Source organism: Microbacterium sp. R86528 (assembly GCF_044596335.1).
Classification (GTDB): Bacteria; Actinomycetota; Actinomycetes; order Actinomycetales; family Microbacteriaceae; genus Microbacterium; species Microbacterium marmarense.
The window spans coordinates 420,978-443,556 of record NZ_CP138996.1; the positions used below are offsets into that span (position 1 = coordinate 420,978).

Sequence of the window (22,579 nt, forward strand, 5' to 3'; positions counted from 1 at the left end):
CACAGACCGTGTCGCAATCCCGGTGGTTGTCGGTGTCAGCGGTTAGGCTCTGTTGAAAGCCGGGGTCGTCCTGGCAAGACGAGGAGAAGCCTCATGGCTCGCATCGGTGAGAGTGCCGACCTGTTCAAGTGTTCCTTCTGCGGAAAGAGTCAGAAACAGGTTCAGCAGCTCATTGCGGGACCGGGCGTTTACATCTGTGACGAATGCGTTGAGCTCTGCAACGAGATCATCGAAGAACGCATGGCAGAGTCGTCTTCCGGAGAAGTAGTCGAGTTCGAACTGCCGAAACCTCGTGAGATCTTCGGCTACCTCGACGAGTACGTCGTCGGGCAACTCGCGGCAAAGCGGGCGCTGTCGGTAGCGGTGTACAACCACTACAAGCGGGTGCGCGCGCAGGGAACCATCCAGTCAGCGGAACAACGCGCTGATGAGATCGAGATCGCCAAGAGCAACATTTTGCTGTTGGGCCCCACCGGCTGCGGAAAAACCTATCTGGCACAGACCCTGGCGAAGCGTCTGAACGTACCGTTCGCAGTTGCAGACGCGACCGCACTCACCGAAGCAGGCTACGTAGGCGAAGACGTCGAGAACATACTTCTCAAGTTGCTCCAGGCCGCTGATTTCGACACCAAGCGCGCCGAAACGGGCATCATCTACATCGATGAGGTCGACAAGATCGCCCGCAAGGCCGAGAACCCGTCAATTACGCGAGACGTCTCGGGTGAAGGTGTGCAGCAAGCGCTTCTGAAGATCCTTGAGGGCACCGTTGCCTCGGTGCCCCCGCAGGGTGGTCGCAAGCATCCGCATCAGGAGTTCATCCAGATTGACACCACGAATGTTCTCTTCATCGTGGCCGGTGCATTCGCCGGACTCGACGACATTGTTTCTGCACGCGTCGGCAAACACGGCATTGGCTTCGGCGCCACCCTGCAAGAGAAGGATGACAATCTCGACCTTTTCGGTGAAGTGCGGCCAGAAGACCTGCACAAGTTCGGGTTGATTCCCGAATTCATTGGCCGTTTGCCCGTGATCGCGTCAGTATCGCCGCTTGACCGCGCCGCTTTGATCGAGATTCTGTCCGAGCCGAAGAACGCCTTGGTCAAGCAGTATCAGCGCATGTTCGAACTCGACGGTGTCGAACTCGAGTTCGACGAAGGTGCGTTGGCCGCCATCGCCGACCTCGCGGTAGAGCGAAAGACCGGAGCACGCGGACTGCGCGCGATCCTGGAAGATGTGCTGGGTCCGATCATGTTCGACATCCCCTCAACAGACGACGTCGACAAGGTCATCATCACCCGTGCATCCGTCGAGGAACGCGCTCAGCCGACGCTCGTCGTGCGCGAAAAGCGCAAGAGCGCCTAGCCCGCGAGTCCTCGCCGTTTCAGCAGCGGTTCGATCTCAGCGGGGCGGCCGCGGAAGTCGCGGTACGCCTCGAGTGGGTCTTTGGATCCGCCGACTCCGAGGAGCCGCTGTCGGAATCGGTCACCGTTCGTGCGCGTGAGGCCGCCTTGCTCGATGAACCATTCCACCGTGTCAGCATCGAGCACCTCGCTCCAGATATACGAGTAGTAGCCAGCGCTGTACCCACCCGAGAAGACGTGCGCGAAGTATGTCGACGAGTAGCGCGTGGGTACGGCTGGATTGTCGAGTCCGATGTCGGCGAGAGCTGCCGCTTCGAAAGCGTCTGCATCGACAATGGCTGCCGCCTCGTCGCTGTTGAGGGAGTGCCATGCCTGATCCAGCCATGAGGCCGCCAGATATTCGCTGGTTGCGAACCCCTGGTTGAAAGCTTCTGAGTCTTGCAGCTTCTGGATCACATCTGCCGGCAGCGGTTCATTCGTCTCGACGTGCCGCGCATATTGGGCCAGAATCTCGGGCCAGAACATCCACATCTCGTTGACCTGGCTTGGAAACTCGACAAAGTCGCGGAACACATTCGTTCCCGCGAAGTGCGGGTAGGTCACGGTTGCAAACAGGCCGTGCAGGGCGTGCCCGAACTCGTGGAAGAGCGTATTCACCTCGTCGAGCGAGAGCAGGGTGGGCTTTCCTGCCGATGGCTTCGATACGTTGAGATTGTTCACCACGATCGGTGCGGTGCCGAGTAGCGTCGATTGGTCAACGATCGAGTTCATCCACGCGCCACCTCGTTTGGTGTCGCGCGTGTACAGGTCGAGTATGAACAGTCCTAGCGGCGAGCCGTCGTCATTGTGCAGTTCGAAGATGCGTGCGTCAGGGTGATAGCTGGGCAGGTCCGCACGCTCGGTGAAGGTCACCCCGTACAGCTCTGTTGCCGCGCGAAATACGCCATCTCGTAGTACACGTTCGGCTTCGAACCATGGTCGCAGAGCAGCCCGGTCGAGATCGTAGGTAGCCGCTCGCACTCGCTCCGTGTAGAACGCCCAATCGTGTGCCTCGAGAGGGAACGGTCGCGGTTCCGCGTCGACTATCGCTTGCAGCGCCGACTGTTCCTTCGCGGCGTTTGACGCTGCCGGAAGCGCCAGCTGTCGCAGCAACGAGTGCACTGCGTCGGGAGAGCCAGCAGTTTCATCTGCAGTGACATACGCCGCGTGTGAGTCATATCCCAAGATGGCTGCCCGCTCGGCGCGAAGCCGCACGATCTCGAGAAGCACCGGGCCGTTGCTGTTCTCGTTCTCGCGCCTACCCCGCATGCGAGAAGCATCCAGAATTCTCTTGCGACTCTCACGGTTTGTGAGTGACGCGAGATAGGGGTGACCGGTGAACAGAGTGAGCGTCACTAGCCATTGACCCTCGAGACCACGATCCGCTGCAGCTTGGGCAGCAGCAGAGAGCTCGCCATCACTCAAGCCGTCGAGTTGAGCCTCATCGGTGAAGATCAGGGCCAGGTCGTTGGTGTCTGCGAGCAGATTCTTCTCGAACACGTTGGTGCGTATCGACAGCTCCTGGTTGATGGCCGTCAATGCCTTCTTCGCCTCGCCGTCAAGGCCCGCACCCGCGTGGGTCATTTCACGGTAGTACCGTTCGACGAGATAGCGCTGTTCGTCTTCGAGCACGAGTGAGTCACGCTGATCGTGCAGGGTCTTGATGCGCCAGTACAGGTCAGCGTTGAGCTGCACCGAGTCTTGGTGTGCCGACATGAGGGGCGCAAGAGCTTCATCGATCTCTTGAATCTCTGGCGTCGCATGCGCCGACGAGACTGTGTAGAACGTTCGCGCGACCCTGCCGAGCAATTCCCCACTACGTTCGAGTGCAACCATTGTGTTCTCGAATGTCGGCATCGACCGAACCCGAGTGATGTTTTGAATCTCGGCGCGGTGCTCTGCAAACGCCCGTTCGAAGGCCGGCATAAAGTGCTCGGGTCGTACGCGCCGGTAATCCGGCAATCCGTAGGGGAGCGCAGAGTCAACGAGCAGTGGATTGTCAGTTGGCATGAGATGAGCCTACCTTGAAACCCCAAAGGTTCTGTTGCAAAGAAACACTTGCAAAGCTCTCTTTGCACGGCTAAGATCGCCGTATGGTCAACGAATCTGCTGCTTCTTCGTCTCCCGAGCGTGTTCTCGATGCCGGAGCGCTGCGGGCGCTTGCCCACCCCCTGCGCGTCAAGATGTACAACATCTTGAGCCAATACGGGCCGCAAACTGCAAGTTCGCTGGCGCAGCAGCTGGGGGAGTCGAGCGGCTCGACGAGCTACCACCTGCGTGCTCTTGCCAAGCACGATCTGATCGTTGAATGCAACGGTCGCGGCACGGGACGGGAACGCTGGTGGGAACGCCCGGTCGGTTCAGTGTCATTCGCGAACCGCGATGCGATGACGACTCCTGCGGGCAGAGCGGCCACCCAAGTGGTGATGGGCGAGTTCTTGCGCAATCGCAATGAGGAGCTCATGGCGTTTGTCGGGCGCGGGATTAACGCAGAGCCCGACGAGTGGCACGAAGCCACTCTCATCTCTACATCCACCACGCAACTCACCGCCGAACAGACCCGCGAGCTCGGCCGTCGGCTCATGGCGATCATTGACGAGGTTGTTGCTCAGAATCGTACCCAGACTGGTGAAGGCGTGCGAGCGGTCACCATCCGCAGCGATGTCTTCCCGCTGCCCGACCGAGGAGAACTTCAGTGAGCGCGTTCATCGCCGAGACCGGGCGCCCGACGAGATACGAACGACTTGTTCTCTACGCCGCCGCCCGACTGGAGCAATACGTGTCGGGACGTCTGGAACGACGAGCGCTACCGGTCGCCGACTCGCGGGTTGCGATTGCCGCGAGCGCGGACGACCAGCGCCGTGATGCCAGCGCGGCTGGCGGGCTTGGAATAATGCCGCGCTAGCTGCGCCATGCAGACCGGACTTACATCTCGCCGTCGTCGTCGTGGCTGACCACAGGCTCGCCGGAATCGTCAAGGGTCACGATAACGCCGGAGTCGAGTTCAGCGATCGGGCGGCCTTCGAGCCAGGTGAGTGTCCAGCGCTCTCGTGGTTGACCGAGGGGATCCACCGGCAATGCGGCATCGACTTCTCGCACACCGCGGGCCAGACCCTCTGGGACTGCCCGTGGAGGTTCCTCGCCAGACGTCCAGCGTGTGCCCAACTGCATCTCAAACCTCCTGCGGTGCGAGTTCGATTTCGGTGACTGCTGTTGCGTCGGCGATCGCGTAGTGGATCTCGGCGATGCGCCCCACGGCCTTCAGATCACCTTCGGCCGTGCGTAAGCGTGCGATGACCTCTTCGGTTGCTGCGATCGTAACGCTGCTCACCGGAGTCTTCTGAGACGCTTTGGCTTCGGTCTTGGCGCGACGAATTCCGATGAGCGCCTCGCCGACCGCGATGAGAATCGCCGGGTCGCCATCGGTGCCCGAGGACTTGGGCCACTCGGCAGTGTGAATCGAGCCTTCGTTGAACCAAGACCACGACTCTTCAGTCGCGAAGGAGAGCACCGGGGCAAACAGGCGAAGCATCGTCGAAAGAGCCGTACGTAAGGCCAAGGCCGCCGAGGCCTGACCGACATCACTGCGATCGTAGGCCCGCTCTTTGACGAGTTCGAGGTAGTCGTCGCAGAAGGTCCAGAAGAATGACTCGGTTGCCTCAAGCGCCCGTGCGTGGTCGAATGCTTCGAGGGCCTTCGTCGCTTCGCCGACGACGCGATCGAGAGTGGTGAGCATCGACGCATCGAGTGAGTGAGTGACTTCTGCGCCTTCGGGAACGGGGAACGAGAGCACGAACTTCGCTGCGTTCAAGATCTTGATTGCAAGGCGACGACCGATCTTGATCTGCGTCGGGTTCTGCGGGTCAAAGGCGGCGTCCGTGCCGAGCCTGCTGGACGCTGCCCAATATCGAACGGCATCGGAACCATGCTGAACGAGGATGTCGGCGGGGGTGACGACGTTGCCCTTTGATTTCGACATCTTCTTACGATCTGGGTCAACGATGAACCCCGAGATCGACGCATCACGCCAAGGCGCGCGGCCGTCCTCGAGCGCGCTGCGCAGCATGGTCGAGAACAGCCAAGTGCGAATGATGTCTTGACCTTGCGGACGAACGTCGAATGGCGCGACAAGATCCCACAGCTGTGGGTCTCGGTCCCATCCACCCGCGAGCTGTGGCGTGAGCGAAGAGGTCGCCCACGTGTCGAAGATGTCGCCTTCACCCTCAAATCCGCCAGCGACGCCGCGCTGATCCTCGGTGAAGCCCGACGGTACGTCGGTGGTCGGGTCTACCGGAAGCGACGCGAGGTCAGGGGTCAGCACACGACTGTAATCGCGCTCTGCGTTCTCATCGAGTCCGTACCACACCGGGATCGGAACTCCGAAGAAGCGCTGGCGCGACACCAGCCAGTCGCCCGTGAGACCATTCGTCCAATTCTCGTACCGCACGCGCATGAAATCGGGATGCCAAGATACCTCTCGGCCCAGAGCGATCAGTTTGTCTCGCAGGTCTTCGTCGCGCGCGCCGTTGCGCAAATACCACTGGCGGGTCGAAACGATCTCGAGCGGTCGATCGCCCTTCTCAAAGAACTTCACTGCATGCGTGAACGGTTTGGGATCGCCGTCGAGCTCGCCGCAGGCGCGAAGCATCTCTACGACCTCCTTCTTGGCGCTGAACACGGTCTTGCCGGCAATTTGCGCATATGCGGATTTGGCAGACTCGGTCGCAATCACATCGGGCGCGTCGGCAATGATGCGGCCGTCCTTGCCCAGGATCGTGCGGTTTGGCAGGTCAAGCTCACGCCACCAGATGATGTCAGTCACGTCGCCGAAGGTGCAGATCATCGCGATCCCTGAACCCTTGTCTTTCTGTGCCAAGGGGTGTGGCAAAACCGGCACCTCGACATCGAAGAGTGGGGTGCGCACGGTCGTGCCGAACAGCGGCAGGTAGCGTTCGTCATCGGGATGGGCGACGAGCGCGACGCACGCCGCAAGCAGTTCAGGGCGAGTCGTTTCAATGTGCACGTCGCCCGAGCCATCACTCTTATGGAAGGCGATGCGGTGGTAGGCCGCTGGCTGGTCGCGGTCTTCGAGCTCCGCTTGCGCAATCGCGGAGCGAAAGTCGATGTCCCACAGCGTGGGAGCCATTGCCTGATAGGCCTCGCCGCGTTCCAGGTTCTGCAGAAACGCACGCTGGCTTGTGCGCATCGTGTCGTCAGAGATCGTGCGGTAGGTCTGCGTCCAGTCGACACTCAGGCCGAGCGAGCGCCATAGGTCTTCGAAGTGCTTCTCGTCTTCGACCGTCAGTCGTTCACAGAGCTCGATGAAGTTGCGACGGCTGATAGGCACCTGGTCCGCGGCGCGGCTGCTCTTGTTGTCGCCGCCTTCAAAGGGAGGGGTGAAGTCTTCGTCGTAGGACAACGTGGTGTCGCAACGCACGCCGTAGTAGTTCTGCACTCGACGTTCGGTCGGCAACCCGTTGTCGTCCCATCCCATCGGATAGAAGACCGTCTTGCCACGCATGCGCTCAAAACGCACCTTGACGTCGGTGTGCGTGTAGCTGAAGACGTGGCCAATATGCAGGCTGCCCGACGCTGTCGGCGGGGGAGTGTCGACCGAGAACACACCATCCCTGCCCACTTCTGCGGCACGAATCCGATCGAATGCGTACGTACCCTGCGCAGTCCATGCGGCGTCCCATTTGGACTCAAGGCCTTCAAGAGCGGGCTTATCGGGAATGTGCGCGTCGGACATGGATCTCCTCGACCGGTATATGCGGCACCGTGTGAGCGTGCCTGAGTGTGGATGCTGCACCAGTTTACCGCTCAGCTCGCATGCGGCTGCGACGGTGTAAATCCACTCAGTCCAATAATGGGCTACGGTTGTCATGTTCCCCCATTTGCTGCTGCTGAGGTTGTGTCATGCCATCGCTACGTCGTCTTTCTGCTGTCGCCGCTCTCGTCGGTGCGAGCCTGATCCTTGGATCGTGCGCTGCCACGGCCGATTCCGAGTCACCTGATCCCGCAACGGGTGAGGTGGTGTGGGCTATCGAAGGCGCGAATCTCTCGGCGGGCCACATGGACCCTCAAACGAGTCAGTTGGATGTGTCTGGAATGGTGCAGCGCGTCGTCCTCGACTCGCTTGTCTTCCAGGAGGCCGATGGCACTTTCAGCCCATGGCTTGCCGATTCGTGGGAGATCTCTGAAGACTCCACGCAGTACACCTTCATGTTGCGAGACGACGTGACCTTCACGGACGGCGAAGCGTTCGACGCAACCGCGGTGAAGGCGAACTTCGATCGGATTGTCGACCCGGCCACAGAGTCGGCGCAAGCAGCGAGCATGCTCGGCGGCGACTTCTACGCCGGTACCGAGGTGATCGATGACCACACGGTGACGGTCTCGTTCACCCAGCCCTACGCGCCCTTCCTGCAGGCAGCGAGCACGGCGCTTCTCGGGTTCTATTCGCCGGCGGTGCTCGACGCTCACGCCGACGAGCTCAAAGCGGGTGGTCCCGACGTCACTGTGGGCACTGGACCGTTCTTGCTGAGCGAGTACATCCCGGACCAGGAGATCATCTACACCCGCAACGCTGACTACACATGGGGTCCGAATGGAGCCCTCGCACCGACATTCGAAACGCTGCGCGTGAGCATTCTGCCGGAGGCTTCTGTGCGCGCAGGCGTTGTCACAAGCGGCGAAGCCGACCTGGCGAGCCAATTGCCCCCGAACGTGGCGTCGACACTGGGCGATGACGTCAGCGTCGAGTCGTTGGAGTACCCCGGGCTGCCCTACTCGCTCTATCTCAACGAGCAGTATGGCGTCTTCGCCGACCCGCTCGTGCGCGAAGCTTTCTCGCGAGCGATTGACATCGAGCCTGCCGTCGAAGAGATCTTCTTCGACCAGTTCCCACGGGCCTGGTCGATTCTGGGGTCGACGACGCCCGGTTACAACGCAGGCCTCGAAGACACGTGGGCGTTTGACCCCGATCTCGCCAACTCGCTGCTCGATGAAGCGGGCTTCACGGAGTACGACGACGAGGGCTACCGGGTCAAAGACGGCGACCGGCTTTCTGCACGATGGATCGCGTGGACGCCCGTGCCCGATGATCGAGCAGCACTTGCCAACGCTATTCAGCAGAACCTGCGCGACGTCGGATTTGAGATTGTGCGCGAAGTGCTCGAACCGGGCGCCTACAACGAGCAGTACGGACCGAAGACCTTCGATCTCACCGACTGGGGCTATTCAGGTGTCGACCCGGATCTGCTGCGCAACCATCTGCACACAGACGGATTTCAGAATGCATCGCAAGTGAGCGACGCCGATCTTGACGCATTGCTTGAGAGTGGGGTTTCCGCTACAGACCCCGCACAGCGCGCGTCGATCTACGGCGAGGTCCAAGAGTGGAACGCTGAGCACAATGCCATCGTTCCCCTTTACAGCCCTTCGCTGATCACCGCCGTTGGCGACACCGTGGCCGGCCTCGAATACGATCTGTACGGGCGTCCGCTGTTCTACTCCGTGACTGTCGAGTGAAGCGACGCCCTCGCTGTGAGAGGGATCTATGAGGCGGGACGCGGACACCAGCCTGCGGGGGCGCTCTCTTACATGGGTCGGGCGACACGTCGCATCCATCGTCTTCGTTCTCTGGGGGGCGGCCACGCTCGCCTTCGTCGCGGTACGGATCATTCCCGGCGATCCAGTGGAAGTGATGCTCGGGCCGCAAGCGCAGATCAGCGACGCCGCGAAAGACCAGATCCGCGCTGAACTTGGGCTTGACCGGCCGCCGTTCGAACAGTACGTCACTTACCTGTTGCAGCTCGGCAGCGGTGACCTGGGAGATTCTTACCAGCTGCGCATGCCCGTCATCGATGTGATCGGTCGACAGCTTGAGTCAACCGTGCAATTGACGTCACTCGCACTGCTACTCGCGGCCCTCATCGCGGCAGCGGTGGCGCTTCTCGCGCGAGGGCCTGCCGGTCGCGGCATCGCCTCGGCGTCTGAACTGGTGGTGTTGTCGACTCCGGTGTTTTGGATTGGACTGCTGCTACTCGCCGTCTTCGCATTCCAGTTGGGCTGGTTCCCGGTCTCGGGAGCACGTGACCCGCTGTCGCTCGTGCTGCCCGCGGTGACACTGGCGCTGCCGGTCGCGGCGCTCCTCGGGCAGGTGTTGCGTGACGGAATCGAGTCGGCCGAGCGCTTGCCTTTCGCTACCACCGTGCGCGCCCGCGGTGCCAGCCCAATGTGGCTCACGCTGCGCCACACAGCCCGACACGGCGCGTCGAACGCGCTCACACTGGCCGCCTATCTCATCGGCTCTCTCTTGGGCGGCGCGGTGCTCGTCGAAACCGTGTTCGGCCGCCCGGGCATCGGCCGTGTGACGCTCACCGCCATCACGGATCGCGACCTCCCCGTGATCACTGGCGTGATCTTGCTCAGTGCGGTGGTGTTCGTGATTGTGAATCTCGTCGTCGATGCGCTCTACCCGCTGCTCGATCCGCGCCTCCGCGCCTCACGGCGACGGGCCCGCACGCGGGAGGATGCCGCATGAGCATCGCGCGCCGCGCACTACTCACGATTGCTCTCGTCGTGCTGGCCGTGATTGCCGCCATGGCCCTCGCGCCAGCGTTGTTCACGTCGCTTGATCCGCTGACGACCGACGTGCGGGCAGCCCTCGAGCCCCCCAGCGCTGCGCATCCCTTTGGAACTGACCAGAGCGGGCGAGATGTCTTCACGCGTGTTGTCTACGGCGCATCACGTTCGGCCGGAATCGGTCTGCTCGCCACCACATTGGCCTTCACCATCGGGCTGGTGATCGGCGCTCTTTCAGGTAGCGCCCCTCGGTTGGTAGATGCTGCGACTATGCGCGCTACCGACGTGCTTCTGGCCTTTCCCGAGTTTCTGATCGCCCTCGTGGTGGTCGCGATCCTCGGGCCCGGTCCAGTGAATATTGCTGTCGCTGTCACGATCGCCGCGGTTCCCGTGTACGTGCGACTCGCTCGAGCACAGACGCGCACCCTGTTGCAAGCCGAACACGTCGAGGCGGCGCGCATACTCGGCGTGCGTGCTTTTCCTGCGTTCCTCAGGCACGTGGCGCCAAGCGTGGTGGGTGCACTGAGTGTGCTTGCGACGATCGGGATCGGCTCGAGCATTCTGGCCGCCGCAGGGTTGTCGTTTCTGGGCCTGGGCCCAACGGAGCCGACGCCTGAGTGGGGGCTCATGCTCTCGGGCGGTCGAAATGTGCTCGGCCAGGCGTGGTGGATTTCGCTGTTCCCTGGGCTGGCGATCACGCTGACGGTCGTGGCAGCAACCGTAGTGGGACGACTTCTGCGCGCTCGAACGGAAGGAAGATCGCTGTGACGGCGCTACGTGTTGATAATCTGCGGGTTGCCTTTGAAGACCGAGTGGCGGTCGATGACGTGAGTTTCGAGGTAGGCCCTGGCGAATGCCTCGCGATCGTCGGCGAATCGGGCGCAGGCAAATCCCTCACCGCGGGCGCGTTGCTGGGGCTGTTGCCCAATGACGCTGCGGTCACGGCAACCGCGCTCGAGGTCGATGGCATAGACGCGTCACACTTGAGCGAACGCGGCTGGCGAGAGTTGCGCGGGGCCCGCATTGCGCTGGTCTCGCAAGACGCGCTCGTGTCACTTGATCCGCTTCGGCGCATCGAGCGCGAGGTCGTCGAAGCCTTCGAAGTGCACAACGGGCAGTTATCGCGCTCTGCGCGGCAATCGCGCTCGAGCGATCTGCTGCGTGCGGTGGCAATGCCTGATCCCGAGCGGCGCGCTCGACAGTTTCCTCACGAGCTATCCGGCGGATTGCGCCAGCGCGCCCTTATCGCGTCGGCCCTCGCCGCTGCCCCCGCCGTGATCATCGCAGATGAGCCCACCACGGCCCTTGACGCTACGGTGCAAGCGCGCGTGCTTGCGCTTCTGCGCGAAATCGTTGATCGCGGTGTGGCGATCGTCTTCATCAGCCACGATCTCGCCGCCGTCGCACGAGTGGCCGATCGCGTTGCGGTGATGCAACACGGAAAGATCGTAGAGTCAGGCACCGTTGCCGAGGTGCTCAGCGCACCGCAGCATCCTCATACCAAAACGCTTGTAGCGGCCGCTCGGCATTCACCGCGTGCCCCACGCGAGCCGGCAAGTGACATCGTGCTCGAGGCTAGGGGCGTGACCAAGGCATTTGATCGAGTCGCTGTCAGCGACGTTTCGTTCGCGTTGACGCGCGGGCGCACTCTTGCGGTGGTCGGAGAGTCAGGCTCGGGAAAAACCACGCTCGCACGCCTGCTCATCGGAGTGGAGCAGGCAGATACGGGCCAGATACTTCGTGGTGGCAATGTCTGGCCGTCTGGCATGCGCGACAGTTCCCCCGTGCGGGTGCAACTCGTGCACCAGAACCCTCTTGGCGCCTTCAACCCGCGCTGGAGCATCGGTCGTTCATTGAAGGAGGCGCTCGACGCCGTGGGCGTTGCGCGGACCGAACACCCGGCGCACATTGCCCAGCTGTTGCGGGACGTGGATCTCGATCGCGATGTGCTCACGCGCCGACCCCGCCAGCTATCGGGAGGTCAACGTCAACGCGCAGCCATTGCTCGGGCGCTTGCGACAGACCCGGACGTGCTGGTGCTAGACGAGCCCGTGTCTGCGTTGGACGCCTCGGTGAGGGAGCGTGTGCTGCTGATGTTGCACCGCATTCAGGACGAGCGCGACCTTGCGATGCTCTTCATCTCCCACGACCTAGGAGTCGTCGCGTCAATCTCAGACGAAGTTCTTGTCATGCAGGACGGCGTCGTGGTGGAGTCCGGTGTGACATCGAAGGTATTCGCCAACCCCCAGCATCCCTTCACGCGTGAGCTGCTCACGGCGTCAGGCGCATGAGCAGCCACAGCGAAAGAGCAAAAGTGCGAGTAGAATCTTGCTACCAGCACCGATCCGGCTATCACCGGGGAGCTCTCGGAAGAACAGTCGAGAACGTTTCGGCCAAGTAGAACCGAGCGGGTCAGGCCCGTGACAGCCACAGTGAGAGAGGACGGATGCAGCAGCATTCGTCACGCGGGGTGGTACCGCGGCTCTTCCTTTCGGGAGCGTCGTCCTCGCAGGAAGCATTGCAACCTGCTGGAGTGACATGTCGTATCCCAAGTCCGCATTCGGGCCGGCCGTAGACGCGGTCGTACCAAGTCCGCGGTTTCCCTCGATCGAAGAAGACGTTCAGTCGTTCTGGCGCGAAGATGACACCTTCCGCGATTCCATTGCCCAGCGCGAGAGCTCCGAGGAGTGGGTCTTCTACGACGGACCTCCGTTCGCCAATGGCTTGCCCCACTATGGTCACCTGCTGACCGGCTATGCCAAAGACGTCTTTCCGCGCTTTCAGACGATGCGCGGCAAAAAGGTCAACCGCGTCTTCGGCTGGGACACCCACGGCCTGCCCGCTGAACTCGAAGCGATGAAACAACTCGGCATCACCGAGAAAGCTCAGATCGAACAAATGGGCATCGCCACCTTCAATGACAAGGCGCGCGAGTCGGTGATGGCGTATTCCGAAGAATGGAAGACATACGTCGGTCGCATGGCCAGGTGGGTCGACTTCGAACGCGGCTACAAAACGCTCGACACGAACTATATGGAGAGTGTGCTCTGGGCGTTCAAGCAGCTCTACGACAAGGACCTCGCTTACGAGGGCCACCGAGTCTTGCCGTATTGCTGGCGCGATGAAACTCCGCTCAGCGCGCACGAACTGCGTATGGATGACGACGTCTACAAGATGCGTCAAGATCCGTCTGTGACGGTGACCTTCCCCCTCGTCGGCGCCAAAGCGGAGGTTCTCGGGCTGACCGGTGTGCGCGCCCTGGCCTGGACGACAACGCCCTGGACTCTTCCCACGAACCTGGCCCTGGCCGTTGGGCCCGCGATCAGCTATGTGGTCATTCCAGGGGGGCCGGCAGGTGCTGCCGATGTGCACCGTGACGCCGATGGAACGGCAGACGATCCTCTTGAAGCAACGGCACATCGATATCTCATTGCCGAGGACCTGCTGGCTGGCTACGTCAAGGACCTTGGGTACGAGTCCGTTGACGACGCTCGCGCCGCCATCGAACAGACGATACTCGGTGCTGAACTCGCTGACGTCGCGTACGACCGGCTATTCGATTACTACGCCGACTCCGAGACCTGGGGCACGCAGGACGCCTGGCGAATTCTCGTCGATGAGTACGTGACGGTTTCTGACGGTACCGGCATCGTGCACCAGGCTCCTGCTTTCGGTGAAGATGACCAAAGAATCACGGAGGCTGCGGGCATTCCGCTCGTCATGAGTCTCGACGACGGTGGTCGGTTCCTTCCGCAGGTGACCGATGTCGCGGGCGAACTGTGGATGGACGCCAACACGCCGCTTGTGCGCCTGGTTCGCCAGTCAGGACGACTGTTGCGCCTTGCCAGCTATGAGCACTCCTACCCGCATTGCTGGCGTTGCCGCAATCCCCTTATCTACAAGGCTGTGTCTAGTTGGTTTGTTCGCGTCACGGAGTTCAAAGACGACATGCTCGCCAACAACGAGCAGATCACGTGGGTGCCAGAGAACGTCAAGCACGGGCAATTCGGCAAGTGGCTTGAAGGCGCCCGCGACTGGTCGATCAGTCGAAACCGGTACTGGGGCTCGCCGATCCCGATCTGGAAGAGCGACAATCCCGAGTTCCCGCGCACCGACGCATACGGTTCACTCGCAGAGATGGAACGCGACTTCGGCCGCCTGCCACGCAATGCCGACGGTCAAGTAGACCTTCATCGACCGTTCATCGATGACCTCACGCGCCCGAACCCCGATGACCCTTCGGGCACATCGACGATGCGTCGTATTGAAGACGTGCTCGACGTCTGGTTCGATTCAGCCTCGATGCCGTACGCACAGGTGCACTACCCGTTCGAGAACCAAGAGTGGTTCGACGCCCACTCACCCGCCGACTTCATCGTGGAGTACATCGGGCAGACTCGTGGCTGGTTCTACGTGATGCATGTGCTGTCGACAGCACTGTTCGATCGCCCAGCCTTCACCGGTGTGTCTTGCCACGGCATCGTGCTGGGCAACGACGGACAGAAGATGTCGAAGTCGCTGCGCAACTATCCCGATGTCTCCGAGGTGTTCGACCGCGACGGCTCTGACGCGATGCGCTGGTTCCTCATGGCCAGCCCCGTACTGCGCGGGGGCAACCTGGTTGTCACCGAGGAGGGCATCCGAGCGGGCGTGCGTGAGTTCATGCTGCCACTGTGGAGTAGCTGGTACTTCTTCGCCACCTATGCCAACGCCGCAGGCGGTCAGGGCGACGTGGGGTACGAAGCGACGTGGCGCACGGATTCGACAAACGTTCTCGATCGGCACATTCTGGCCCTCACCGGTGACCTAGTGCGTGACGTTGCTGCTGATCTCGACGCCCTCGATTCAACTCTGGCAGCCGCCAAACTGCGCGAGTTCGGTGAGGCGTTGACCAACTGGTACATCCGTCGTTCGCGTGATCGATTCTGGGTTGGCGTGTCAGACGACGAGACTAGCCGTGAAGCGTTTGACACCTTGTACACCGTGCTCGAGACGCTGACACGGGTCGCAGCTCCGTTGATTCCGCACCTTTCGGAACGCGTCTGGCAGGGGCTCACTGGTGGACGCAGCGTGCACTTGCAAGACTGGCCCGATGCGGCCGCTTTTGCTGCTGCCGCCGATATTCGCAGTGCGATGGATGCCGTGCGCCAGGTGTCAAGCGTCGCAAACGCGCTTCGCAAGAAGGAAGGCAAGCGCGTTCGTCTGCCGCTTGCATCGATGACCGTAGTGCTGACCGATGCGCAGGCACTCGAGCAGTTCGACGACATTCTGCGCGACGAATTGAATGTGAAGAACGTCGAGCTTGTTGAACTGCGCGATGACACCGCTGGTGCCTATGGAATCACCCACCGTCTCGCCGTGAACGCGCGCGCCGCGGGTCCCCGGCTGGGTAAGCGAGTTCAGCAAGCGATCCAGGCATCGCGCACGGGCGCCTGGACCGAGCAAGATGGAGTCGTCACCGTGGTTACCCCAGACGGGGAGCTGCCGCTGCACGCGGGGGAGTACGACCTGGTGCTCGAGACGACAGGAAGACCCGACGGCGAGGCGCTTGCTTTGATTCCGGGTGGTGGCTTTGTTCTGCTCGACACTACGACGACCGCGGAACTCGAGGCAGAAGGCCTCGCGCGCGATCTCATCCGCGCGGTGCAAGACACTCGAAAGGCTGCCGGGTTCGAGGTGAGCGATCGCATTCGTCTCGAATTGGCATTCACCGATCCGTCCGATGAAGCCGCCGTTCGTTCCGCGTTCGATGTCGCTGATATCGCCGGTGAGACTCTCGCTGTTTCTCACGCTGTCACTCTGGGCGCCCTCACCGATCAGAGTGCCGACCACCGCGCTGAGTTCAGCGCGGGAACCTATGCGAATCGTGGCGACTTCATCGTCGCAGTGTCGAAAGTCGAGGCAGCAGCATGACCGATAAAGACCGCAAGCGCGCCGACGCCGTCTACTCGGCACTCCTTGCTCGCCAGGGAGAACAGTGGGTGCAGCCACGCGTCGAGCGCACGCGACGCGTGCTGGAGTTCTTGGATGACCCGCAGCGTACGTTCCGTGTTGTGCACGTCACTGGCACGAATGGGAAGACATCCACCAGCCGGGTCATTGAGAGCCTGGTGCGCGCCCACGGACTGCGCACGGGGCTGTTCACCAGCCCGCACCTTGAGCGTTTCACCGAGCGCATCATGGTGGATGGCGAGAATGTCGCCGACGTTGCCGTTGCGGATGCGTGGGACGAGATCGAACCCTTCGTTGAGATCGTCGACGCCGAGCTCGCAGCAGCCGACGACGCGCCTTTGACCTTCTTCGAATTGCTCACCGTTCTTGCCTTTGTCGTCTTCGCCGATGCGCCGGTAGATGTTGCGGTGATCGAGGTCGGCATGGGTGGTTTGTGGGACTCCACTAACACCGCCGATGGCGATGTTGCGGTGTTCTCGCCAATTGACATTGACCACGCCGACCGCTTGGGCAACACGATTGCCGAGATCGCGGAGGTAAAAGCTGGGATCATCAAAGACGGAGCTGCTGTTGTTTCCGCACGCCAGTCTCCCCAAGCAGAAGCCGCGATTCGAGCCGCGGCAGGCGCTCGTGGAGCGTTGGTTTCATTCGAGGGCACCGATTTCGCTCTCACTCAGCAGCGTCTCGCGGTCGGTGGTCAGCTCCTCTCGGTGCGCGGTTTGGCTGGCACCTATGACGACGAGTACTTGCCGATCTATGGCGGGCATCAGGCATTCAACGCTGCGCTTGCCATTGCCGCCGTTGAGTCTTTGGTGGGCGGAGGCACACAGCCAATCGCGCCCGACATCCTTACCGAGGCGTTCGCCCAGGTCACGACGCCGGGACGGCTGCAGCTAGCGGGAATCAACCCGACCGTCCTGGTGGATGCTGCCCACAATCCGCACGGCGCACGAGCCCTTGTCGCCGCGTTGCGCGAGTCGTTCGATTTTGACGAGTGGGGCATGGTCGTGGGCGTGCTCGCCGACAAAGATGCGTCCGGCATTGTCGACGCTTTGGCACCGACAGCAACTCACATCTTCGCGACGGCGCCGACTTCTGAACGAGCGAGCGATGCCGACAGCGTGGCGGATCTCGCGGAGGAGCGGGGCTTGCCCGTCACCGTGCACTCCGATCTGTCAGCGGCCGCAATGGCAGCCCGCGAGTGGGCCGCAGCGGCAGACCGGCGCGCCGTGATCATCGCGGGCTCGGTCATTCTCGCCGGTGAGGCCATCGTGCTCGCCGACGCAGAGGAGTGGAAGTCGGGTTGGCAAGAGTGACCGGGCCAGACAGCTCGAACGTGCCTGCCAAGCCGGCACGCGCGCGGCGCCCGCGAGGAGCCGCGGAGTCGCTCGCCTCGATAGTGCTGACCTTTGAAGCGGTTATCGCATTTCTCGGGGGCCTGGCGATCTTTGGGCTAGATGCCCTGCCCGAGTCCGTGCCGCAGTGGTGGGGTGTGGTTGGGGGTGTCGCTGTTGCACTGTTGATGCTGCTCACGGCCGGTCTCGTGCGCTATCGCTGGGGAATCGCCGTGGGATGGCTGCTGCAGCTGATCGTCGCACTCGGCGCCTTCTTGGTGCCGGCGCTATTGTTCGTGGCGATCATTTTCGGTGGCATGTATGCGTATGCCACCATCAAAGGAAGCTCGCTTGATCGCATCAACGCCAAGCGAGCTGCATCACCAACCGAACCTGCCTGATTCAGGCGAACGGAGATATACAAATGTCAACGGAAGAAACTCTCGTCCTCGTCAAGCCCGACGGCGTCGCTCGTGGCCTGACTGGCGCAATCCTGGCCCGCATCGAGGCCAAGGGCTATTCGCTCGTCGATGTTCGACTCGTCGAACCAGATCGCGCCAAGCTTGAGCGACACTACGCCGAGCACGAGGGCAAGCCTTTCTACGAACCGCTCCTCGAGTTCATGATGTCTGGCCCCTCAGTGGCCATTCGTCTCGCGGGAAACCGCGTCATCGAAGGATTTCGGTCGCTGGCGGGAACCACTGACCCGACCTCGGCCGCTCCGGGAACGATCCGTGGCGACTTGGGACGCGACTGGGGGCTGAAGGTTCAGCAGAACCTGGTGCATGGTTCCGACAGCCCAGAATCTGCAGCGCGTGAACTCGAGATCTGGTTCTGAACAATGACGCGGCAGCGCTCTCTTAGAACAGCGCGCCTAAGACGTCGAGTCGAAGCTGCGCGATGACGGCGATAGCCGCGTAACTGAGAACGGTCAGCACGGGAACCCACCCCGTGAGTTTGCCCGCGCCGCGTCGAATAGACGCAGGCGCGGGCAACAAGCCCGTGTGCAGCGTGTAGAGAGTTACCGCGTAGAAGGTGGGGATGGTCACCGCCCACGTCACCATGCACCAAGGGCACAGCGTGCCAAGTACGAAGATGCTCTGGCTGATCAGCCAGATCACGAAGACGAAGGCGAGCGTAAGCCCGAGTTCGAACAGCAGCCAGAACCACCGTGCGAAACGCGCCCCTGCGAGAATCGCCATTCCCACCACGATGGGGGCAGCCCACGCGGTCAAGCCCATGAGCGGGTTGGGAAAGCCGAAAACGCTCCCTTGCCAGGAATCGAGGTTTGCAGAACATTGCACCAGCGGATTGAAGTCACATGAGGCGGCTTCACCAGGATTCGTCAGGGCATGGAACTTCTCGATTGTCAGCTGAAAAGCTGCCCACCATCCAATGACGCCGGCGATCACCAGCCACACTGCCAGAGCGGTTGGACGAGTGCGAGGCGACGGATTGGGCATGTGCAGGATTATCCCACTGACGCTGACGTCGAGCTGACAAAACGACATTGTCAACTCGCGTATTGCGCGTCGGCGAGCAATCGGCGCGCGAAAGTGCGATAATGAGGATTGATGTGCCGCGGCCGCGCCGACGCGCACATCACCGAAGACTTCAGGGCAACGAAAGCCCTTGGCAGCACAACGTCTCACCACGAGAGTTGAGAGTGTGCTGCAGACCGAGTGAGAGAGCGGCACCGCAGGTGCGGCACCGCACAAGATTTTGCCGGGTCGCGCGCGGCGCGACCCCGCAGGGAGTAAACCCTTGATTGCCGATGGCATAAACGAAGAATTCGACACACCGACCGCCCCCGAGGCCTCGCTGGCGCAAGAGTCTGGGAACGCTGCACCGGCGGTTCCCGGCGATGCACCCGACGCCCTGCCCACAGCGGCGGCAGAGCGGCAGCCGAGCGAACCGGCCGCCGAAGAAGCGCCCCGCGATGACACTGCTGCAGAACAACCTCCCGCTGGCGACGCGCCCGCGCAGGCAGCAGAGGTCAGCGCGTCGGCGGGAGAATCGAACGCAGATTCCGATTCTCAAGACGCCGTAGAAGCCGAGCCGGTCGAAACAGCACCGGACTCCGGCCCCGTCACCGCGGTGAGCCTGGGCTTGTTGCCCGAAACGTTTGTGTCGGCAGTTTCCACGCAACTGATGTTTTACGCGCCCGAGATCACGGTTCTGCCGAGCGTGGCTGAAGACCAGCCTTCCCAGGCTGACAATGACGGACCGCGGGGGAGCAACCGTCGCCGCAACCGCCGGCGGGGTGGCGATACCCGACAGGACTCGAGCGAGCAGTCGGATTCCGCACAGACCCAGCCGCACCATCGTCAGCGAGCCGTCGAGCTCATCACCGAGCCACAGCGCATCAAGGGTTCGACGCGACTCGAAGCAAAGAAGCAGCGACGCCGCGACGGACGAGAAGCAGGGCGTCGCCGCGCGGTCGTCACCGAAGCTGAATTCCTTGCTCGCCGTGAAGCAGTGGATCGCGTCATGGTTGTTCGTTCGAAGAACGGTCGAGTTCAGATCGCCGTGCTGGAAGACAACGTGTTGGTAGAGCATTACGTCGCTCGCAACCAGGATGCGTCGTTGATCGGCAACGTGTATCTCGGGCGGGTGCAGAACGTGCTGCCGAGCATGGAAGCCGCGTTCGTCGACATCGGCAGGGGCCGCAACGCGGTGCTGTACTCGGGTGAAGTCGACTGGGACGGTGTCGAGACCGGCAATCAGCCACGTCGCATCGAATTGGCGCTGAAGTCAGGTGACAAGGTTCTGGTCCAGGTCACCAAGGACCCCGTCGGTCACAAGGGAGCACGCCTGACGAGTCAGATCTCGCTTCCTGGGCGCTATCTCGTGTACGTCCCCGGCGGCGCGATGAATGGCATCTCACGCAAGCTCCCAGACACCGAACGTGCTCGTCTGAAGAAGATCCTCAAGGAAGTGCTGCCGGAATCTTCCGGTGTCATCGTTCGCACAGCAGCCGAGGGTGCGACCGAAGAACAGCTCACCCGCGACGTGCAACGACTCACAAATCAGTGGGAACACATCTCAAAGCAAATCCAGTCGATCGGCGCTCCCGCGCTGTTGCACTCCGAGCCCGATCTTCTGGTCAAGATCGTGCGCGATGTTTTCAACGAAGACTTCACGCACATGCTCATCCAGGGCGACGAGGCGCACGAGACGATCACGACGTACTTGCAATCGGTCGCCCCCGACCTTCTCGACCGCGTCAAGTCACATGAGGGTGAGCGCGATCCCTTCGACGAGTACCGCGTGACTGAGCAAATCGAGAAGGCGCTCGACCGCAAGGTCTGGCTTCCCTCCGGTGGTTCGTTGGTCATCGACCGCACCGAGGCGATGACGGTCGTTGATGTCAACACCGGAAAGTTTGTCGGCACGGGTGGAAATCTCGAAGAGACGGTCACTAAGAACAACCTTGAAGCCGCTGAAGAGATCGTGCGCCAGTTGCGCCTTCGAGACATCGGCGGGATCATCGTGGTCGACTTCATCGACATGGTGCTCGAGTCGAACCGCGACCTGGTGTTGCGACGGTTGGTCGAATGCCTCAGCCGCGACCGCACGAAGCACCAGGTCGCTGAAGTGACGTCTCTGGGCCTCGTGCAGATGACGCGCAAGAAATTGGGGCTCGGGCTGCTTGAAACGTTCAGCGAGGCGTGTGACGTGTGCGCAGGCCGCGGTGTTGTCGTGCACCACGACCCGGTCGTCAAGCACCGCAGTGCGAATTCAGGCGGACAACAGCCGCGCCGCTCTCGCGGCGCTGCACAGCAGCAACAGCCGCCTGCTCAGGCGAACGGCGGCACTCATGTCATCACCGAGGGCGTAAAGTCCGCGCTTGCCCAAATCGCAGCATCCACAATTCATCATCCAGATGAGTCGGTTGCCGACGAATCACCTGCGGAAACCGACGTGGCAACTGAACCGCGCGCCAAGAAGCCGCGCAAAAAACGCAAAGAGCCAGTGGCGAAGGCTCCTGCCAAACAGCAGGCTCCCAAGACTGAGAAGGACCTGCTGCTCGATTCAGTACTCGAGGCGCTACCCGAGCCGAAGGCCCCCGGGCAGGGACGCGCGCGTCGACGCGTGACCACGGCTGCCCTCACCGGCACACCTGTCGCGCACGTTCCAGAAGACTAGGCCCTCAGGTTTGCGCGCGCCGCTCGCGAGCGGTGACGCGCAACCCTGAGGCGATCAGGCGTCGCACTAGTTCGTGCCCGCTCACGTGCTCTGCTCCGGCTGCCACGAGCTGCGCGTGTATCTGTTCGGGCACGTCATAGTGATCGAGGTCGAACCCGCGCACCGGAATGTCATGCGCACGCGCGAACTCGTGGAGCTCGCCGAGGTTCGAGTCGCTCACCAAATGCGCCCAAACTCGACCGTGGGCTGGCCAGCGCGGGTCGTCAATCAGGATCGCCACCCCCGAATCCTACTCACTCGCATGAGACACGGCGTTCGATGCTTTTGCCGATACGCCCTACATCCGGTAAAGTAGTCCTTTGGTGCGTCACGTTTTGCAGACTGATCGCGAAACTGTCGAGAGCCTTGCTTCCGCACCAGGACTTTCCAGTCTCATAAAGACAACTCGGAGCCGTGCGCTCCCAAGACGAAACAGGTGTGAAGTGGTTTACGCAGTAGTGCGCGCCGGTGGCCGGCAAGAAAAGGTAGAGGTCGGCACGGTTGTCGTTCTCGATCGACAGAAGGCAAAGATTGGCGCGAGCATCGAGCTGCCCGCCGTTCTGTTCGTTGACGGCGACGCTGTCACGACCGACGCTGACAAGCTCGCCAACGTGACCGTCACCGCCGAGGTCATCGGCGAAGAGCGCGGCCCGAAAATCGTGATCCAGAAGTTCAAGAACAAGACCGGTTACAAGAAGCGCCAGGGGCACCGTCAGGACCTCACGCGCGTCAAGGTCACCGGCATCAAGTAGAGCCACAGGAGACGCAGAGATGGCACATAAAAAGGGCGCAAGCTCCACTCGTAACGGTCGTGACTCCAACGCACAGCGCCTCGGCGTCAAGCGCTTCGGCGGTCAGGAAGTTCTCGCTGGCGAGATCATCGTCCGCCAGCGCGGCACCCACTTCCACCCGGGCGTCAACGTCGGCCGCGGCGGTGACGACACCCTGTTCGCACTGAGCGCGGGGGCTGTCGAGTTCGGACAAAAGGGCGGTCGCAAGGTCGTCAACATCGTGGCCTTCGCGGAGTAGTTCCGTAGGTTTCACAGATTTTTCTAGAAGGGGCGGGCTTCGGCCCGCCCCTTCCATTTACTCTGGGCTTGACCCAGACCGCACCGT

The 22,579-nt window shown here is 61.9% G+C and carries 19 protein-coding genes; 14 read left to right on the plus strand and 5 right to left on the minus strand.

Annotated features, from left to right (window positions below):
• The first annotated feature begins 93 nt into the window (after positions 1–93).
• Positions 94–1,362 carry an ATP-dependent Clp protease ATP-binding subunit ClpX gene (clpX, locus tag SJY18_RS02090; protein WP_396668233.1) on the plus strand — a complete coding sequence of 423 codons (1,269 nt, stop codon included), beginning with the start codon at positions 94–96 and terminating at the stop codon, positions 1,360–1,362.
• Here the strand turns inward: clpX and SJY18_RS02095 are convergent.
• The gene (locus SJY18_RS02095; RefSeq protein ID WP_396668234.1) at positions 1,359–3,410 is read right to left on the minus strand and encodes a M3 family metallopeptidase; all 2,052 of its coding nucleotides are present in this window, start codon (positions 3,408–3,410) and stop codon (positions 1,359–1,361) included. The two genes, clpX and SJY18_RS02095, sit on opposite strands and share 4 nt — an antisense overlap.
• Before the next feature lie 83 nt (positions 3,411–3,493).
• Between SJY18_RS02095 and SJY18_RS02100 the strand changes: the two genes are divergently transcribed.
• Together SJY18_RS02100 and SJY18_RS02105 are read left to right on the plus strand one after the other, a co-directional pair.
• Positions 3,494–4,099 (plus strand): helix-turn-helix domain-containing protein, encoded by a 606-nt coding sequence (locus SJY18_RS02100; protein WP_337338043.1) that lies wholly within the window; start codon positions 3,494–3,496, stop codon positions 4,097–4,099.
• Complete coding sequence (locus SJY18_RS02105; protein ID WP_396668235.1) at positions 4,096–4,305, plus strand: hypothetical protein; 210 nt, start codon at positions 4,096–4,098, stop codon at positions 4,303–4,305. Before SJY18_RS02100 ends, SJY18_RS02105 begins: the two co-directional genes overlap by 4 nt.
• Positions 4,306–4,325: 20 nt before the next feature.
• Here the strand turns inward: SJY18_RS02105 and SJY18_RS02110 are convergent, their stop codons facing one another.
• Complete coding sequence (locus SJY18_RS02110) at positions 4,326–4,571, minus strand: hypothetical protein (protein ID WP_337338041.1); 246 nt, start codon at positions 4,569–4,571, stop codon at positions 4,326–4,328.
• A 1-nt stretch (position 4,572) separates the two neighbouring features.
• A complete protein-coding gene (gene valS, locus SJY18_RS02115) occupies positions 4,573–7,152 on the minus strand; it encodes a valine--tRNA ligase (protein ID WP_396668236.1) in 2,580 nt (859 codons plus the stop codon).
• A 167-nt stretch (positions 7,153–7,319) separates the two neighbouring features.
• Here valS and SJY18_RS02120 point away from each other — a divergent pair, with 167 nt between their 5' ends.
• The 8 genes from SJY18_RS02120 to ndk all read left to right on the plus strand — a co-directional run bounded on the left by SJY18_RS02120 (position 7,320) and on the right by ndk (position 18,113).
• Positions 7,320–8,933, plus strand: coding sequence for an ABC transporter substrate-binding protein (locus tag SJY18_RS02120; protein WP_396668237.1), 1,614 nt, complete (start codon positions 7,320–7,322; stop codon positions 8,931–8,933).
• Positions 8,934–8,961: 28 nt separating this feature from the next.
• Positions 8,962–9,948, plus strand: a complete 987-nt coding sequence (locus tag SJY18_RS02125; RefSeq protein WP_396668238.1) for an ABC transporter permease — start codon at positions 8,962–8,964, stop codon at positions 9,946–9,948.
• Complete coding sequence (locus SJY18_RS02130; RefSeq protein WP_396668239.1) at positions 9,945–10,757, plus strand: ABC transporter permease; 813 nt, start codon at positions 9,945–9,947, stop codon at positions 10,755–10,757. The genes SJY18_RS02125 and SJY18_RS02130 overlap by 4 nt, the downstream gene beginning before the upstream one ends.
• A complete protein-coding gene (locus SJY18_RS02135) occupies positions 10,754–12,280 on the plus strand; it encodes a dipeptide ABC transporter ATP-binding protein (protein ID WP_396668240.1) in 1,527 nt (508 codons plus the stop codon). Before SJY18_RS02130 ends, SJY18_RS02135 begins: the two co-directional genes overlap by 4 nt.
• 247 nt (positions 12,281–12,527) lie before the next feature.
• A complete protein-coding gene (gene ileS, locus SJY18_RS02140; RefSeq protein ID WP_396668241.1) occupies positions 12,528–15,902 on the plus strand; it encodes an isoleucine--tRNA ligase in 3,375 nt (1,124 codons plus the stop codon).
• A complete protein-coding gene (locus SJY18_RS02145) occupies positions 15,899–17,257 on the plus strand; it encodes a bifunctional folylpolyglutamate synthase/dihydrofolate synthase (protein ID WP_396668242.1) in 1,359 nt (452 codons plus the stop codon). The genes ileS and SJY18_RS02145 overlap by 4 nt, the downstream gene beginning before the upstream one ends.
• Before the next feature lie 20 nt (positions 17,258–17,277).
• Positions 17,278–17,676, plus strand: coding sequence for a DUF4233 domain-containing protein (locus SJY18_RS02150; RefSeq protein ID WP_396668243.1), 399 nt, complete (start codon positions 17,278–17,280; stop codon positions 17,674–17,676).
• Between the two features lie 23 nt (positions 17,677–17,699).
• Positions 17,700–18,113, plus strand: a complete 414-nt coding sequence (gene ndk, locus SJY18_RS02155; RefSeq protein ID WP_337338032.1) for a nucleoside-diphosphate kinase — start codon at positions 17,700–17,702, stop codon at positions 18,111–18,113.
• Between the two features lie 22 nt (positions 18,114–18,135).
• Here ndk and SJY18_RS02160 read toward each other — a convergent pair whose 3' ends face one another.
• Positions 18,136–18,738 carry a vitamin K epoxide reductase family protein gene (locus SJY18_RS02160; protein ID WP_396668244.1) on the minus strand — a complete coding sequence of 201 codons (603 nt, stop codon included), beginning with the start codon at positions 18,736–18,738 and terminating at the stop codon, positions 18,136–18,138.
• Positions 18,739–19,042: 304 nt separating this feature from the next.
• Between SJY18_RS02160 and SJY18_RS02165 the strand changes: the two genes are divergently transcribed.
• Positions 19,043–21,424, plus strand: a complete 2,382-nt coding sequence (locus SJY18_RS02165; protein ID WP_396668869.1) for an Rne/Rng family ribonuclease — start codon at positions 19,043–19,045, stop codon at positions 21,422–21,424.
• 4 nt (positions 21,425–21,428) lie between these two features.
• Here SJY18_RS02165 and SJY18_RS02170 read toward each other — a convergent pair whose 3' ends face one another.
• Positions 21,429–21,704: a DUF4031 domain-containing protein gene (locus tag SJY18_RS02170; protein WP_396668245.1), complete on the minus strand. Its 276-nt coding sequence runs from the start codon at positions 21,702–21,704 to the stop codon at positions 21,429–21,431.
• Between the two features lie 202 nt (positions 21,705–21,906).
• Between SJY18_RS02170 and rplU the strand changes: the two genes are divergently transcribed.
• On the plus strand, positions 21,907–22,215 hold the full coding sequence (rplU, locus tag SJY18_RS02175; protein ID WP_337338029.1) for a 50S ribosomal protein L21: 309 nt from the start codon (positions 21,907–21,909) through the stop codon (positions 22,213–22,215).
• Between the two features lie 19 nt (positions 22,216–22,234).
• On the plus strand, positions 22,235–22,492 hold the full coding sequence (rpmA, locus tag SJY18_RS02180; protein WP_337338028.1) for a 50S ribosomal protein L27: 258 nt from the start codon (positions 22,235–22,237) through the stop codon (positions 22,490–22,492).
• Positions 22,493–22,579 lie beyond the last annotated feature (87 nt).